The sequence below is a fragment of the Pseudomonas sp. NPDC087804 genome, from assembly GCF_044742965.1.
GTDB classification, from domain to species: domain Bacteria; phylum Pseudomonadota; class Gammaproteobacteria; order Pseudomonadales; family Pseudomonadaceae; genus Aquipseudomonas; species Aquipseudomonas rustica.
In genome coordinates this window covers 3,712-18,841 of record NZ_JBIUVN010000024.1, presented here as the reverse complement: position 1 = coordinate 18,841, position 15,130 = coordinate 3,712, and the positions used below count along the sequence as shown (strand labels likewise).

General features: G+C 57.1%; 12 protein-coding genes and 1 tRNA gene. 4 read left to right on the top strand and 9 right to left on the bottom strand.

Annotated elements, in window-relative coordinates; genetic code table 11:
- Nucleotides 1-201: 201 nt before the first annotated feature.
- Together cra and ACIOMO_RS22230 are read left to right on the top strand one after the other, a co-directional pair.
- The gene (gene cra, locus ACIOMO_RS22235) at nt 202-1,197 is read left to right on the top strand and encodes a catabolite repressor/activator (protein ID WP_212544096.1); all 996 of its coding nucleotides are present in this window, start codon (nt 202-204) and stop codon (nt 1,195-1,197) included.
- Between the two features lie 3 nt (nt 1,198-1,200).
- Nucleotides 1,201-1,977 carry a TatD family hydrolase gene (locus tag ACIOMO_RS22230; protein WP_401243608.1) on the top strand — a complete coding sequence of 259 codons (777 nt, stop codon included), beginning with the start codon at nt 1,201-1,203 and terminating at the stop codon, nt 1,975-1,977.
- A gap of 186 nt (nt 1,978-2,163) precedes the next feature.
- Here the strand turns inward: ACIOMO_RS22230 and ACIOMO_RS22225 are convergent, their stop codons facing one another.
- From ACIOMO_RS22225 to ACIOMO_RS22210, 4 genes are all read right to left on the bottom strand, one after another.
- On the bottom strand, nt 2,164-2,868 hold the full coding sequence (locus ACIOMO_RS22225) for a methyl-accepting chemotaxis protein (RefSeq protein WP_371262360.1): 705 nt from the start codon (nt 2,866-2,868) through the stop codon (nt 2,164-2,166).
- Between the two features lie 1,542 nt (nt 2,869-4,410).
- Nucleotides 4,411-5,250, bottom strand: a complete 840-nt coding sequence (ampE, locus tag ACIOMO_RS22220) for a regulatory signaling modulator protein AmpE (protein ID WP_401243606.1) — start codon at nt 5,248-5,250, stop codon at nt 4,411-4,413.
- The gene (ampD, locus tag ACIOMO_RS22215) at nt 5,247-5,807 is read right to left on the bottom strand and encodes a 1,6-anhydro-N-acetylmuramyl-L-alanine amidase AmpD (protein WP_053117041.1); all 561 of its coding nucleotides are present in this window, start codon (nt 5,805-5,807) and stop codon (nt 5,247-5,249) included. The genes ampE and ampD overlap by 4 nt, the downstream gene beginning before the upstream one ends.
- A gap of 64 nt (nt 5,808-5,871) precedes the next feature.
- Entirely contained in the window at nt 5,872-8,043 is a 2,172-nt protein-coding gene (locus ACIOMO_RS22210) for a DUF1631 domain-containing protein (protein WP_401243603.1), read from the bottom strand.
- A 375-nt stretch (nt 8,044-8,418) separates the two neighbouring features.
- Here ACIOMO_RS22210 and nadC point away from each other — a divergent pair, with 375 nt between their 5' ends.
- Nucleotides 8,419-9,267, top strand: coding sequence for a carboxylating nicotinate-nucleotide diphosphorylase (gene nadC, locus ACIOMO_RS22205; protein WP_401243601.1), 849 nt, complete (start codon nt 8,419-8,421; stop codon nt 9,265-9,267).
- Nucleotides 9,268-9,355: 88 nt separating this feature from the next.
- Here nadC and ACIOMO_RS22200 read toward each other — a convergent pair whose 3' ends face one another.
- Nucleotides 9,356-9,655: a DUF6388 family protein gene (locus ACIOMO_RS22200; RefSeq protein WP_159812909.1), complete on the bottom strand. Its 300-nt coding sequence runs from the start codon at nt 9,653-9,655 to the stop codon at nt 9,356-9,358.
- Between the two features lie 408 nt (nt 9,656-10,063).
- Between ACIOMO_RS22200 and ACIOMO_RS22195 the strand changes: the two genes are divergently transcribed.
- Nucleotides 10,064-12,010, top strand: a complete 1,947-nt coding sequence (locus ACIOMO_RS22195) for an acyltransferase family protein (protein WP_401243599.1) — start codon at nt 10,064-10,066, stop codon at nt 12,008-12,010.
- Nucleotides 12,011-12,047: 37 nt separating this feature from the next.
- On the opposite strand, the gene ACIOMO_RS22190 is transcribed toward ACIOMO_RS22195, so the two are convergent.
- From ACIOMO_RS22190 to ACIOMO_RS22175, 4 genes are all read right to left on the bottom strand, one after another.
- Nucleotides 12,048-12,123: transfer RNA gene (locus ACIOMO_RS22190), tRNA-Thr, on the bottom strand.
- 157 nt (nt 12,124-12,280) lie between these two features.
- A complete protein-coding gene (gene pnp, locus ACIOMO_RS22185; RefSeq protein ID WP_401243597.1) occupies nt 12,281-14,386 on the bottom strand; it encodes a polyribonucleotide nucleotidyltransferase in 2,106 nt (701 codons plus the stop codon).
- Nucleotides 14,387-14,579: 193 nt separating this feature from the next.
- A complete protein-coding gene (gene rpsO, locus ACIOMO_RS22180; RefSeq protein WP_401243595.1) occupies nt 14,580-14,849 on the bottom strand; it encodes a 30S ribosomal protein S15 in 270 nt (89 codons plus the stop codon).
- 142 nt (nt 14,850-14,991) lie between these two features.
- On the bottom strand, nt 14,992-15,130 hold a 139-nt coding region (locus ACIOMO_RS22175), incomplete at its 5' end, for a tRNA pseudouridine(55) synthase TruB (protein ID WP_401243647.1).

Genomic DNA, 15,130 nt, shown 5'->3' with positions numbered 1-15,130 from the left:
GCAGAACCGGCCAAAGGCGTCTAAAACTTAGAAAATACGCTTGCTGAAACGTTTAATCTAGATTGATCGGCACGTTACTCGATAATGTCCCATCCTTGAAGTCCAACTTGTCGGATGCGTTGCGACAATAGTCGTCTGCCCTAATCGGGTAGGATTGGCGAAAATGTTGCGGCAAGCTCGAAAAAACAAGGAAATCCCGGGTTGAAACTCAGTGATATCGCGCGGTTGGCCGGAGTGTCCGTGACCACCGCCAGCTACGTCATCAACGGCAAGGCCGAACAGCAGCGCATCAGCACCGCCACCGTCGAACGTGTGCGCGCGGTGGTCGATCTGCATGGCTTTACACCCAATCCTCAAGCGGCCGGGCTGCGCAGTCGGCATACGCGCACGCTGGGTTTTATCCTGCCGGATCTGGAAAACCCCAGTTACGCACGGATCGCCAAGCTGCTGGAGCAAGGTGCGCGGGCGCGCGGTTATCAGTTGCTGATCGCCAGCTCCGACGATGCGCCGGACAGCGAGCGCCAGTTGCTGCAACTGTTCCGCGCGCGTCGTTGCGATGCGCTGATTGTCGCCAGTTGCCTGCCGGCCGGTGATGACAGTTATCGGCAGTTGCAGGCCAAGGGCACGCCGATCATCGCCATCGACCGGGTCATGGAGCCGGAGCATTTTTGCTCGGTGATCAGTGACGACCGCGAGGCCAGTCAGCACCTGACGCAAAGCCTGCTCGAACCGCAGCTCAAGCAAATCGTGCTGCTCGGTGCGCGCCCTGAGCTGAGTATCAGCCAGGAACGTGCCGCCGGTTTCAAACAAGCCTTGGCCGACTTCAAAGGCGAAGTGCTGGTCGAGCACGCCGAAGCCTTCAGCCGCGAATGTGGCAAGCAATTGATGGAAGAACTCCTGCAACGTCTGGGGCATTTGCCCGACGCCTTGGTAACGACTTCCTACGTGCTGTTGCAGGGCGTGTTCGATGCGCTGCATGACTTCCCGTTGAAATCGCGGCCGCTGCGCCTCGGCACCTTTGGCGACACGCAGTTGCTGGATTTCCTGCCGTTGCCGGTCAATGCCATGGCCCAGCAGCACCAATTGATCGCCGACAAGGCGCTGGAACTGGCGCTCGCTGCCGTCGAGCAATCGGAATACAAGCCCGGCGTGCAGGCCATTGCGCGAACCTTCAAGCAGCGTATTCACCGGGACTGAGCCGTGGAGCTGATCGACAGCCACACCCACCTCGACTTCCCCGACTTCGACGCCGATCGACCGGCGTTGCTCGCCGAGAGCCGCGCCCTCGGGGTGCGGCGGATGGTGGTGTTGGGCGTGTACGAGGGCAACTGGCAACGGGTGTGGGATCTGGTGCAGAGCGATGCTGATTTGCACGCGGCGTTCGGCTTGCACCCGGTGTATCTCGATCAGCATCGTCCTGAAGATTTGACGGCACTCGGTGATTGGCTGACTCGATTAAAGGGTCATCGACAGTTGTGCGCGGTCGGCGAGATCGGTCTGGATTACTTCATCGAAATGCTGGATCGCGAGCGGCAACAGTCGCTGTTCGAAGCACAACTGCAACTGGCGGCGGATTTTCAATTGCCGGCGTTGATCCATGTGCGCCGCAGCCACGCGGCGGTGATCGCTACGCTCAAGCGCTTCAAGCTCAAACGCGCGGGGATCATCCACGCCTTTGCCGGCAGCCGGGAAGAGGCGCGGGAGTACATCAAACTCGGTTTCAAACTGGGTCTGGGCGGCGCGCCGACGTGGCCGCAGGCGTTGCGTATGCATCGGGTATTGGCGGACTTGCCGCTGGACTCGATAGTGCTGGAAACCGATTCACCGGACATGGCGCCGGCGATGTTCCCAGGTGTCCGCAATACACCGGCGCACTTGCCGGCGATTTGCGCGGCATTGGCTGAATTGATGAAGATCACCCCACAACAACTCGCCGCCGCCAGCACCGCCAACAGCTGCGAAGTGTTTGGCTGGTAACACGGTTACTGTGGGGACGGGCTTTTGTGGTGAGGGGAGTTATCCCCGTTCGGCTGCGCAGCAGTCGCAAATCCTTTCACCCGGTGTATCAGATAGATACTCGATCACAGGTTTTGGGGCTGCTTCGCAGCCCAGCGGGGATAAATCCCCTCGCCACAAAGGTTCGCACAAGTTTTAAGAAACGGCTCAGACGCGGAAGGCGCTGATAAGTTGTTTTAGCTCGACGACCTGGGCAGACAACGCGCGACTGGCGTCTTCGGTCTGGTGCGCGCCTTGCGCCGTGCGTTCGCCGGCACGATTGATTTCGACGATGTTCTGGTCAATGTCATGGGCCACCGCCGTTTGCTGCTCCACCGCCGCCGCAATCTGCTGGTTCTGATCGACGATCATGCCCACAGCGCCGAGTATGTTTTCCAAGGCCTGCTGTACTTTTTCCGACTGCCCGACCGTGCCATTGGCCATCTGATGGCTGACGCCCATGGCCTTCACCGCCGCGCCGACACCGCCATGCAACTTGGCGATCATCTGCTCGATTTCTTCGGTCGATTGCTGTGTGCGTTTAGCCAAGGTGCGTACTTCGTCCGCCACTACCGCAAAACCGCGGCCCTGCTCGCCAGCCCGCGCGGCTTCGATTGCGGCGTTGAGCGCCAGCAAATTGGTCTGTTCAGCGATGCTTTTGATCACTTCCAATACGCGGCTGATCGACTGACTGTCGCTCGCCAACTGATTGATCACCAGCACCGACTGATCGATCTCGCTGGCCAGCGCAGCAATGCTGCCCTGCTGCGACTCGACCAATCCACGCCCGCTGAGGGTCTCGTTGTTGACACTGTGGGCGCTGTTCACGGCCGCTGCGGCACTGCGCGCGACTTCCAGCGAGGTAGCCGACATCTGGTTCATCGCCGTCGCCACTTGCTCGATCTGCGTGCGTTGCCCCGCCACTGCCTGATTGCTCTGCGCGGAAACATTTTCAACCTGCCCGGCTTGGCGCTCGACCTCACCGACGGTCTGGCCAACGCGCTCAATCAAGTCGTGAATCTTCTTCACCGTGCCGTTAAACACTTCGCCCAATTCACCCAACTCATCGCGGCTATTGGCTTTGAAGTTGACCGTCATGTCACCCGCCGCAACCTTGTCCATCATCGCGCCGAGGCGTTTGAGCGTGGTGCGGGTCGAAGCGTAGAAACCGCCATAGAGATAAAAAATCAGCACAAACACCACCGACAGCGCCACCGCCTGCAAGATCATGTGCGTGCGGTTATGCGCCAGACGTTGCTGCAGTTGGCTGTCGAGAAATTTCAGCGAAGCTTCGTTGAGCGCGTAGGTTTTATCCATCAACGCGGTGACCTGGTCGTAAAACGCCTGCCACGGCGCATCGAGGGTGTCCGCCATCACCACCTGTTCTTCGAACAGTTCGCTGGCTTGCTTCAGCGATGCCTTACTGTTGTCGGCCTCGACGCTGAGGTCGTCCCGCGCGGCTTTGCTGGAAGCGAGGGCGTCCTGCAGTTTCAAACCGTACTCGCCCTGGAGTTTTTCGATCTTCACCAACAGTTCGTCGAAACGCGTGCTGGAGGCACTGTTGAGAAAGCCCTGCGCCAGCGAGTACGAGCCAATTGCCCGGCCTTCGCCGAGGGTCTGGGTGACGCCGGGGGTGATCAGGGTGACCAGTTCGCTGAGCTGACGAATATCGCCCTGATTGTCGCGGCTCAAACCAGCCTGACTGGTGATGATCTGACTGAAAATCTGTGCACTGGCGAGTAATTTGCCGATCAGCGCACTTTTGCTTTGCAGGGAGCTTTCCACTTGCTGGGCTTTGAACGCGGCAATCATTTCATCGCGCTTGCCATCGAAAGCCTTGATCTGCTCGGGATCGTCGGTCATCGCCGTCAGACCTTGCAAGCGCGTCAGTACGGCTTGTTCAAGGGCGGTGATTTTCGATTCGATGTTGCCCGCCTTGCCGGACTGGCCAAGGGTGACGTTGATCTGCACCAGATTGTTGAGGGTTTCCAGATCCCGGCGCAGGGTCAGGCTGCTGCCCAGCAGATCGAGGCTTTGCAGCTCGACGCGGGTGCCCTGGAATTCGCGATAGGAATCGCGCACCAGATAGAAATTGGTCACCAGCATCGGCACCAGAAACAGCACGCTGATCAAGCTGAACTTCATGCCGAAGCTCAGACGGTTCATCAGCGAGACGGCGGGATAGAGCAAGCTCTTCACTGGAAGTCTCCCTTGGTTTTTCTTGTTTTTATTGGCAGGCGCGGGACGACAGCAGATAGCCACTATCCGGCGCCATCACTGTATAGCTCAAATCGGCGGGAGGTTTTGTAACTTAAGGTTAACGAAAAAAAAGATCGCAGCCTGCGGCAGCTCCTACAGAAAACCCAATCCCTGTAGGAGCTGCCGCAGGCTGCGATCTTTTGATCTTTGTTTAAATCAGTGGATCAAAACTGTCCACAAAGCAAACCCGGCATACCACAACACCGCCGCGCGCAGCAGCAGTTCCCACAGACTGTCGAGGGTAGTAATGCCTTCCGGCCCGACCGCAGCAGGCGGGATCTCCCCCGCTGCCAAGCCGACCTTGTTGATCAGTTGCGCAGCGCTGATGTTCCAGTTCAGCAACTCATGCAACATCACCCGGCCAACTGCAACGAAATTGCCAACCAAGGCAAAACTCGCCGCCAGCAGACGCACCGGTACCCAATCAAAGGCATGGCGCAATTGCGCGGCGCGTTCGACCAGCGCCGGGTTCGTGCCGTGTTCTTCAGCCAGCGCCAGCAAGCGATACGCCAACGCCGCCACCGGGCCGAGCACGAAGTACCAGAAGATCACCGCGAAGAAGCTCTGATAGGCCTCCCACAGCAAATGCCCTTGCACGCGATCGAGCAGCTCTTCGCCACTGTCGGCGCAGATATCCAGATCACGTTTGGCGACATGCGCCGCCGCTTGCAGATCTTCACGGCGCCAGGCATCGCGGAACGGCCCGAGACCGCCGAGCAAATCGCCGCGTCCCAGACTGTAAATCACCACCAGCAAATGCACCGGCAACGCCAGCAGACCGTAAGCCACCGGTTCCAGCACCTCCAGCAACAGCGCCAGCAGCGCCACCGGAAACAGCACCAGAATGGTCAGCACCAGCCATGGTTTACCCGCCAGTCGCTCGCTGCTTTCGAGTTTGTTCAGTTCGCGGATCCATCCGCCATCGCGTTGAACCCGATGGCGCAGAGCCGAGAATTTCTCGATCCAGACGGCCAGCAGTAACACCAGAAAACTCATTGTCCTTCCTCTTGTGCTAGGGCTGCGCGGTAACGCGCCCAGTCGAATGCCGGGCCAGGATCGGTCTTACGCCCGGGTGCGATGTCGCTGTGCCCGCAAATACGGGCGCCGGTGATGGCCGGAAATGCTCTTTGCAACTGACGGGTCAGCACGGTCAGCGCTTGATACTGCGCATCGGTGAAGGGCAGATCATCGGTGCCTTCGAGCTCGATGCCCACGGAAAAATCGTTACAGGTTTCGCGACCGTCAAAAATCGACACGCCCGCATGCCACGCCCGTTCCAGACAGGAGACAAACTGGGTGACCTTGCCGTCACGTTCAATCAGAAAATGCGCCGAGACGCGTAGGTCGGCGATCCCTGCAAAGTAGGGATGTTCGGTGACATCCAGACGGTTCTGGAAAAATTCCTGCACCTTGCCGGTGGCGAATTGCGCCGGTGGCAGGCTGATGTTGTGGATGACCAACAGGGAAACTTCGCCCGCCGGGCGTTCATTGAAATTGGGCGATGGGCACACCTGCACCCCGTGACACCACCCGCTAGCGGGATCCAGCTGCATAACGATTCCTTCAGCGCCGACTGTGTTGGCGTCCAGTATGCCGTGATCGGCACCCGGCGCGCGATCACTTGGAACGATTGAGTCGCCGCAGGTTGCCCAGCACCGACTCCAGTGCCCGGTCGAACAGCAAGGTGTCGTCCAGTGTTCGCGCGGCGCCACGCTGGAATTCCACCGCCAGCGCGGCACGACTGCGCTCGAGGACTTTCATGCCAGTGCGGTCGACGAAAACGTATTTGTCGGTGGCGTCGATGATTGCCGCGAGTTTGCAGCGCAAGCTGTGTTCTTCGTCTTCCTGAAACGCCACCCAACTGCCCAGACGCAATTGATCGACCTGACGCAAACCAGCGGCATCGTCAGGCAGATGCGTAGAGTTTTTCGCCATTGCGCCCTCATCGGCGGAAGGCAAAACAATCTGCTGCGAAACTTCGATCATCTGATCGGCCTCGCTGGCGGGTTCGAGCACCCTCACGTGCAGGGTTTCGAGCTCGCTGAAAAATTCGCTGGTGGCAAAAGGATCGAATGCCGCACGAGTCAGGCCATCTCGCAGCGATTTGAGCAGACCGGGCACCAAAGCCAACAGACGCAGACCGGATTCCGCGTCGTTGTGACGCTGCACGCTCCAGACCAGTTGCTCCATGGTCTGCACGTCGTCACGCCACTGGGCGGAAGCCTCGCCATGTTTGAGGCAGGTCAGCAGCAGCACTTTGCTCCAGGCATCCTCAACAAACGTCACCACTGCCGGCGGCAACACCTTGCCCAATAGCGCTTGATTCAACGCCCGTTCGACCCGACGCCGGGCCAGCTCGGTTTTCGCCCGGCCCTCTTCGGCATCGCGCAAACGCTGTTCAAGCAGTTCGCTGCGGCGGCGTTCGTCGCTGGTGAACGCGAGGAAGTCCGCCAACAGTTCGGAGAAGATCGCTGGATCATCGACAAAATCCGTGAGCAGGCGCTGCACCACTTGTTCGATACGCAGATACAGGTTGTCGCGCGCTTCGTTGTCACTATCGCCCCAACCCATTGCGGCAGCGGCGATTTCATTGAGCAGGCGCCGCGCCGGGTGGCTGCTGCGGCTGAAGAAACTCTTGTCGAGCACCGCCACTTTGAGCATCGGAATCTGCAATCGCGCGATCAGCGCTTTGAGCGAATCCGGCACATTACGGTCATCCAGAATGCACTCGAAGACCATGGCGATCAGGTTGATCACGTCTTCGTCCGCGCCCTCGACAATCCGCGATTTGCCACTTCTGAGGCTGACCCGCGTCAACAACTGTTCAAGCTGATTGCGCAGATCGAAATCGTCCTGCGCCGCGAGTGCCGGCACGTATTGTTGCAAGTGCGAGAGCAGACGCAGCAGGTCGCGGGTGCTGATCGGCTGCGTAGCAGCGCTGGGTTCGAGTGTCGGCGCGACGCTGCCGCGCACTTGCAGTAACAGCTCCTGCAACGCGGCGAAGACTTCTTGCACACCCTCGTCGGCCGGCAGCGGTTCGTCGCTGTCTTCGCTGTGCACGTTGGCCATCGCGCGATCAAGCGCCCGTCGCGCCGGCGCCGATTTCAGCTCGGGCAGTACGCCGGTGACGCTGAGCAGTTGGTTGGCTTCGGCATACAACTGCTCGGTGTCGGCGAGGACATAGCGCTCGAACAGTTTGAGCAGGATCAGCTTGACCTTGATCTCCACGCCGAGGTTGCGCCCGGCCTGCAAGAAGTACTCACAGAGCATCGCCGGGGCGAGCGGGTTGTGCTGCGCGTCGAGAGGTTTGCCGAGCAAAACGCTGAGCCGTGCACTGAGTTGATCCAGCGCAAAGCCATCGCGCTTGAGCACCCGGCCAACCATGGTCTCAATCGCCACGCTGCGCTCCATGTCATCGGTGCGTGGCGCCGACTCGTCGAACATCAGTGCGGGTGGCAAGGCATTGGGTGAGGCGTCGTATTGAGTGAGGCCGACGAAAGCCTCGAAAAAAAGTTCGAGAAAACCACGCTCGATGTTTTTGCGCTTCAGGCGCAGGTCGCGCATGGCTTCGAAAAAGATGTTCTGTTCGACGTCATTGCGTGCGCGATCCGCCATTTCGAACAGGGTGTCGTCGGCGTTATCGAACAACTCCTGCAAGCCGTGGCGCAGTTGCTGCGCAGCCTTGTCGCGAACCTGAAGCAGAATCACAGGCAGGCGGGCGAGCGGCGAATGGTTCGCCTGATCCGTAGCGGCCTTGTGCAAAGGCACTACTTTCCCGTCGTTGTGCATCCAAGCCTCCTGAAACGGTGATTCAATCGGTCAAGCCAACCCGGATCCCCTGTGGGAGCGAGCCTGCTCGCGAAGGCGGTATGTCAGCCGCAGCAATGTCACTGAAAGAATGCATTCGCGAGCAGGCTCGCTCCCACAATTTCAATCAGGACGTCAAAGCCATGACGTCAAATGCAAGGCGGATTATCTTGCAAAAGGTGTCACCGCCGCTATAGCCGTCAGGGTTTCCCCTATACCTCGCCCTTTGCATTGACCACGTCCGCCGGCCTTTGCTCAAAGAAATTCGACCGGATGCAGTCAACCACGCACGTTCACGCCTTGGGTTGGCTCGCGCCATGCCCCTATAATCGAATCACTTTGTTTGTGGAGCCCGTTATGCCGAATCTACGTCTCGCCGATTTGACCGCCGAAATCGAAGCCAACGTGCGCCGTGCGTTGCTCGAAGACGTCGGCAGCGGCGACATCACCGCGCAACTGATCCCGGCCGAACGTCTGGCCAAAGCCACCATCATCACCCGTGACGAAGCGGTCATCTGCGGCACAGCGTGGGTTGATACGGTTTTTCGTCAGCTCGACCCGCGCGTCGCGGTGCATTGGCAAGTGGTCGATGGCCAGCGGGTAAAGCCCAACCAGCCACTGTTTCACCTGGAAGGCCCGGCCCGTTCACTGCTGACCGGCGAGCGCAGTGCGCTGAACTTCCTGCAACTGCTGTCCGGCGTGGCGACGCGGGCGCAGTACCTGGCGGATTTTGTCGGCGAGACTCAGGTCAAGCTGCTCGACACCCGCAAGACCCTGCCGGGCCTGCGTCTGGCGCAGAAATACGCAGTGACCTGCGGCGGTTGCCACAACCATCGCATCGGCCTTTACGACGCGTTCCTGATCAAGGAAAACCACATCGCTGCCAGCGGCGGAATCCCGCAGGCCATCGCGGCCGCGCACAAGATTGCGCCGGGCAAACCGGTGGAAATCGAAGTGGAGAGTTTGCAAGAGCTGAAAGAAGCGCTGGAAGCCGGCGCCGACATCATCATGCTCGATGAGCTGAGCCTGGACGACATGCGCGAAGCCGTGCGCCTGAACGGCGGCAAGGCGAAACTGGAAGCCAGCGGTGGCATCAACGAAAGCACGCTGCTGCCAATCGCCGAAACCGGGGTGGATTACATCTCGATCGGCGCGATGACCAAGGATGTCAAAGCGGTCGACCTGTCGATGCGCTTGAGTCTTTAACAGCAGCGGCAAGCTGCGAGCTACAAGCTACGAGCCACAGCGCTTTTGCTCCGACTTGTAGCTTGCCGCTTGAGACTCGCTGCTGCTCTTATACGACGAGATTATTCATCTCGCAGTACTCTTCCCAATCGACACCCAGCACTTCAGCCGCCTCTTTGTGCAGCACGAGGCGCTGCGCCTCGAACTCCTCCGGCGTGCTCGTGTACTTGAGCGTCAGCTCCCACGGCTGCAGGCCCTGGGCCTCGGCTTCGTCTTCGAATGCCCACTGAATCTGGTCTTTCTGATCGTCAGGACTCAAGTCCTTGATCTCTTCCAACAGCTGGGGCGCGTCGAGTTTGTATTTCTCCAGCGCTTGTTCGTGACGTTGCTCTTGAGTTAATTCGGTCATGGCGTTCTCGCTGATCGTAAGAATGGAGGATGGATCTGGATCATCAAGGATCTCTCTGACGCGGTTTTTTCCGGCCTTCGGAACCATTCGGGATCATCTGAAAACTGCTAAGCGATGCTCATGCAGGCACCGAATATAGGACGTTTGCATGACGAATTACACGGGTCTTTACATCTCTCTCACAAAAAGTTGACCTGCGGAACATAAAGGCGGATTTCGAGCCGTAAAATTCAATAGCGTCTGAGGCAGGGGAGCAATGTCCACAACCTCAAGCCACGCTTGGCCAGCCCTCCATCCGATACCATTTTGCCTTCACGTCTGTATAGTGTGCCGTTTTTCAAAAGGGGCTCGCCAAAGCCCTCTCGACAATCTTGCCGGAATGGAAACTTCTTCAGGAAGGAAAGCTGCATGGCCATTCATGTCAAACTCAAACTTTTACACTTCAGCGAAACAGCAATGACATTGATGAGGCAGGACATTCAAGCGCTTAGAGGATTAGCCGTTGCTTTGGTTGTCCTCGACCATATCGGCATTCAATTCCTGAAAAATGGTTACCTTGGTGTCGACATCTTTTTCGTGATTTCCGGATTTCTGATCACCGGGATTATCGCCAGGAAAATAAAAAACAATGACTTTTCATTCTCTGATTTCTACCTGAGGAGGGCTCGTCGATTACTCCCCTCTGCCTTGGCAACCATCGTACTGACCTCGATTGGCTCAGTTTTCTTTCTAAACTCAATTGAGCTCGCGGATCTTCAATCTCAAGTCATCGGCGCGCTGACCTTCAGCATAAACTTCGTGCTTTGGGGGCAGACCGGTTACTTCGATGTCGCGGCGAGCTTCAAGCCGCTACTGCATCTTTGGTCGCTTGCCGTAGAAGAACAGTTCTACCTGATTCTGCCCTTCTTCCTGATTTTTACTCCGCGCCGTTACTGGCCGGCGATGTTGGGTACGCTTATCGTTATCAGCCTGGCAGTCTGTATTTACCTTCTGGGGAACGATCGCAGCGCGGCTTTCTACTTACTGCCTTCACGTGCCTGGGAACTTCTTTTGGGTTCGGCAGGTGCATTGATCATCCACAGCGAGAGAGTCAGGTCGCTCTCAAAGACGGCGCTCATTCCATCAATAGTGGCGTTGATCGCAATTCAATTCGTCAGCACGGGGTTCCCACATCCAGGGCTTGATGCGCTAATCGTCTGCACCGCAACACTTATCATCATCCTGTCCTCAAGTACGAAGCTTAACGAGTTCGTAGCACTCAAACCGCTTGCCCGGTTAGGTGATATTTCTTATCCGCTCTATCTGGTTCACTGGCCCATCATTGTGTTCCTCAACAGCTCTTACATAGGCCCAATACCGATCGTTATCAAAGTCGGAGTTGTTGCGTTATCTGTCGTACTGGCCATCGTCATCCATCATTGGGTGGAAACACCTCTACGCTCTGCTGGAAGGCGGCCCCTTCCAACATTTGCAGCTTACGCTTGTACAGCGACGGCCGTTCTTGGGCTTCACTTCGCGATCATTTTCATTTCGAAACCAGAAATTGATTTTGTAGAAAATCGTATTCCTAACACCGGCCTCGACAGGTCTTGCGACAGTCCTGTCCTGAATGACAACGCCAAGTGCAAAACCAGCGCCTCACCAAAAACACTTGTTTGGGGTGATTCTTATGCTATGCATTTGGTTCCGGGCCTGGCGACAGCTCAACACATCGACTTGCGTCAGGCTACGTTCAGCGCGTGCCCGCCATTCCTGGGGGTATCGCCCTATAACGCGAAAAACCCAAACCCCAAGAAAACCGAGAACTGCATCAATTTCAATGATTCGGTTCTGCAATTCGTGAAAGATCACAAGGAAATAGACACGGTCATAATTGCCGCGTCATTTGCACAACACGCAAACCCTGGTTCTAAAAATTCGATCAGACAGGCCGATGGAAAAATCGAACTTGTCGACACCGGACTCGACTCTTTGAAAAGCAATATGCGAGTCACTGTAGAGGCCGTTAGATCCACAGGGAAAAACGTCGTGGTCATTTCCTCGACTCCGGGAATCACCACGCAAAATCTACTCTGCATGGAAAGAACCCTGAGCAAGAAAATTGTCTTTGGTGAAAACACTGACTGCAACAAATCTCGCGAGACTTACGACAAACAAACTAAAAACATTAGAGCGTTCTACGAGTTCGTCGAGAAAGATCTGAACACTAAAGTCGTCAAACTCTCCGACACCCTCTGCGACGAAAAATCCTGCGTCAGCATCATAGATCGCGTTCCTATCTATCGTGACGAAGGACATCTGAGCAAGGTAGGTTCGATCAAGATTTTCGAGATGGCTGACGCCGTAATCAATTGAAGTCAGACGCGAAAACCGTTGAGGCCTTGAAGGAAAATGGTGCCCGAGACAGGAATCGAACCTGCGACCTTCGCGTTACGAGTGCGCTGCTCTACCGGCTGAGCTACACGGGCGGTGGGCTAAACCTAGCACCGGTTTTCACAAAAGCAAAGATCGCAGCCTGTGTAGGAGCTGCCGCAGGCTGCGATCTTTTGATCTTTATGCCAGACAAAAAAATGCCCCGCCGTTTTCACGGCGGGGCATTTTTATTGCGCTAACGCTTTGGGCTGATTAAACGCCCGAAGCCTTGGCTGCTGCCACGTCTTTGATGGACAGCTTGATACGGCCGCGGTTGTCCACGTCCAGTACCAGCACTTCCACTTCCTGGCCTTCTTTCAGGATGTCGGTCACTTTCTCTACGCGAGCGTCGCTCAGCATCGAGATGTGCACCAGACCATCCTTGCCCGGCAGGATGTTGACGAATGCGCCGAAGTCGACGATGCGCTCAACCTTGCCCACGTAGATCTTGCCGATCTCGGCTTCAGCGGTGATGCCCAGAACGCGCTGACGTGCAGCTTCAGCAGCTTCCTTGGTTTCGCCGAAGATCTTGATCGAACCGTCGTCTTCGATGTCGATCGAAGCCTTGGTTTCTTCGCAGATCGCACGGATGGTCGCGCCACCTTTACCGATAACGTCACGGATTTTGTCGGTGTCGATTTTCATCGCGATCATGGTCGGAGCGTTGGCCGACAGTTCGGTACGCGACTGGCCAATGATCTGGTTCATCTGACCGAGGATATTCAGGCGCGCTTCCAGGGCTTGGCCCAGAGCGATTTCCATGATTTCTTCGGTGATGCCTTTGATCTTGATGTCCATCTGCAGCGCGGTAACACCTTTGGCGGTACCCGCTACTTTGAAGTCCATGTCGCCCAGGTGGTCTTCGTCACCGAGGATGTCGGTCAGAACGGCGAATTTCTCGCCTTCTTTAACCAGACCCATGGCGATACCGGCAACCGGCGCCTTCATCGGAACACCAGCGTCCATCAGAGCCAGGGAAGCGCCGCAAACGGAAGCCATCGAGCTCGAACCGTTGGATTCGGTGATTTCCGAAACCACGCGGATGGTGTACGGGAACACGTCAGCGGCTGGCAGCATGGCCGAAACCGAACGACGGGCCAGACGGCCGTGACCGATTTCACGACGACCAGCACCACCCATGCGACCACACTCGCCCACCGAGAACGGAGGGAAGTTGTAGTGCAGCATGAACGGGTCTTTTTTCTCGCCTTCCAGGGTGTCCAGCAGCTGTGCGTCACGGGCAGTACCCAGAGTCGCGACTACCAGAGCCTGAGTTTCACCACGGGTGAACAGCGCCGAACCGTGAGTCTTCGGCAGAACGCCGACTTCGATGTTCAGCGGACGTACGGTTTTGGTGTCGCGACCGTCGATACGTGGCTTGCCGTTGACGATGTTTTCGCGAACGGTGCGGTATTCGATTTCGCCGAAAGCGGCTTTGACTTCGCTGGACGAAGGCTGGCCTTCTTCACCGGACAGCTTGGCAACAACCTGATCCTTCAACTCACCCAGGCGAGCGTAACGGTCGGCCTTGATGGTGATGGTGTAAGCCTGGGAGATCGCTTCGCCGAACTCGGCACGGATAGCGCCCAGCAGTTCGGTGGCTTCTGGCGCAGGAGCCCAGTTCCAGGTTGGCTTGGCAGTTTCAGCGGCCAGTTCTTTAACCGCGTTGATCACCACCTGGAATTCGTCGTGAGCAAACAGTACCGCGCCCAGCATCTGGTCTTCGGTCAGCTCTTTGGCTTCCGATTCAACCATCAGCACGGCGTCCGAAGTACCGGCAACGACCATGTCCAGGCTCGAAGCAGCTTGCTGCTCGTAAGTCGGGTTCAGCAGGTAGCCGGTGCTTTCGTGGAAAGCTACACGAGCGGCGCCGATCGGGCCGTCGAACGGAATACCCGAGATGGCCAGGGCAGCCGAGGTACCGATCATCGCAGCGATGTCCGGATCGGTCTTCTTGCTGGTGGAAACGACGGTGCAGACAACCTGCACTTCGTTCATGAAGCCTTCTGGGAACAGCGGACGGATCGGACGGTCGATCAGTCGGGAAGTCAGGGTTTCTTTTTCGGAAGGACGGCCTTCACGCTTGAAGAAACCGCCAGGGATCTTACCGGCAGCGTAAGTCTTTTCCTGGTAGTGAACCGACAGAGGGAAGAAGCCCTTGCCTGGATCGGCTTGTTTTGCACCGACTACAGTCACCAATACGCTGACGTCGTCGTCAACGGTGACCAATACTGCGCCGGAGGCCTGACGGGCGATACGGCCAGTCTCGAGGGTAACGGTCGATTGACCGAACTGGAATTTTTTGATTACCGGGTTCACGGTGTCCTACCTTCTTTGTGGCTCTTGGGGGAACTGGTTTCTTGCGAATTCTTGGGCAATGTCGGGAATCGGCCCAACGCCTGTCCAGGGTAAAACGTGTATCCAGATAAAACTTGAGGCTGGGAGCCTGCAAGCCGCCGGCGGTAAACCGCAGACGTCCGACAGACAACCAACCTCATAGCGCAATCGCTGATTAGCGACGCAGACCCAGGCGACCGATCAGAGTCTGATAACGACCCAGATCCTTGCCTTTCAGGTAGTCCAGCAGCTTGCGACGCTGGTTTACCATGCGGATCAGACCACGACGGGAGTGGTGATCTTTACCGTTGTCCTTTATGTTTTCTTTCTGTTTGTTGTTGTTTTGGGTCTGATTTGCAACTTGCACTTCTGGCGAACCAGTGTCACCAACAGCTTGCTGGTAGTCAGCAACGATTTGAGCTTTTTCTTGAACGTCGAGAGCCATGAGGCAATCCTTTTATCAGGAAACTGTTTCAAAGAAACAGCTTCAACAGGCCAGGGACAAATCCCTGTATCTATAAATGAGTAGTGACCGTGCCTGTTAACAGCCACCCTCGCCAGCCTGCTTTGACACAGACCGGTTTCGGTCATTCCGACCGAATCAGTCGACGTGGCGCAATGCGCCCGTCTTCGCTCACTTCACCGATACCGATGAAGCGACCATTGTGATCCTGTACCCGCACCATGCCGAACTTCGGAGCATCCGGGGCACGTACCGGCTGGCCG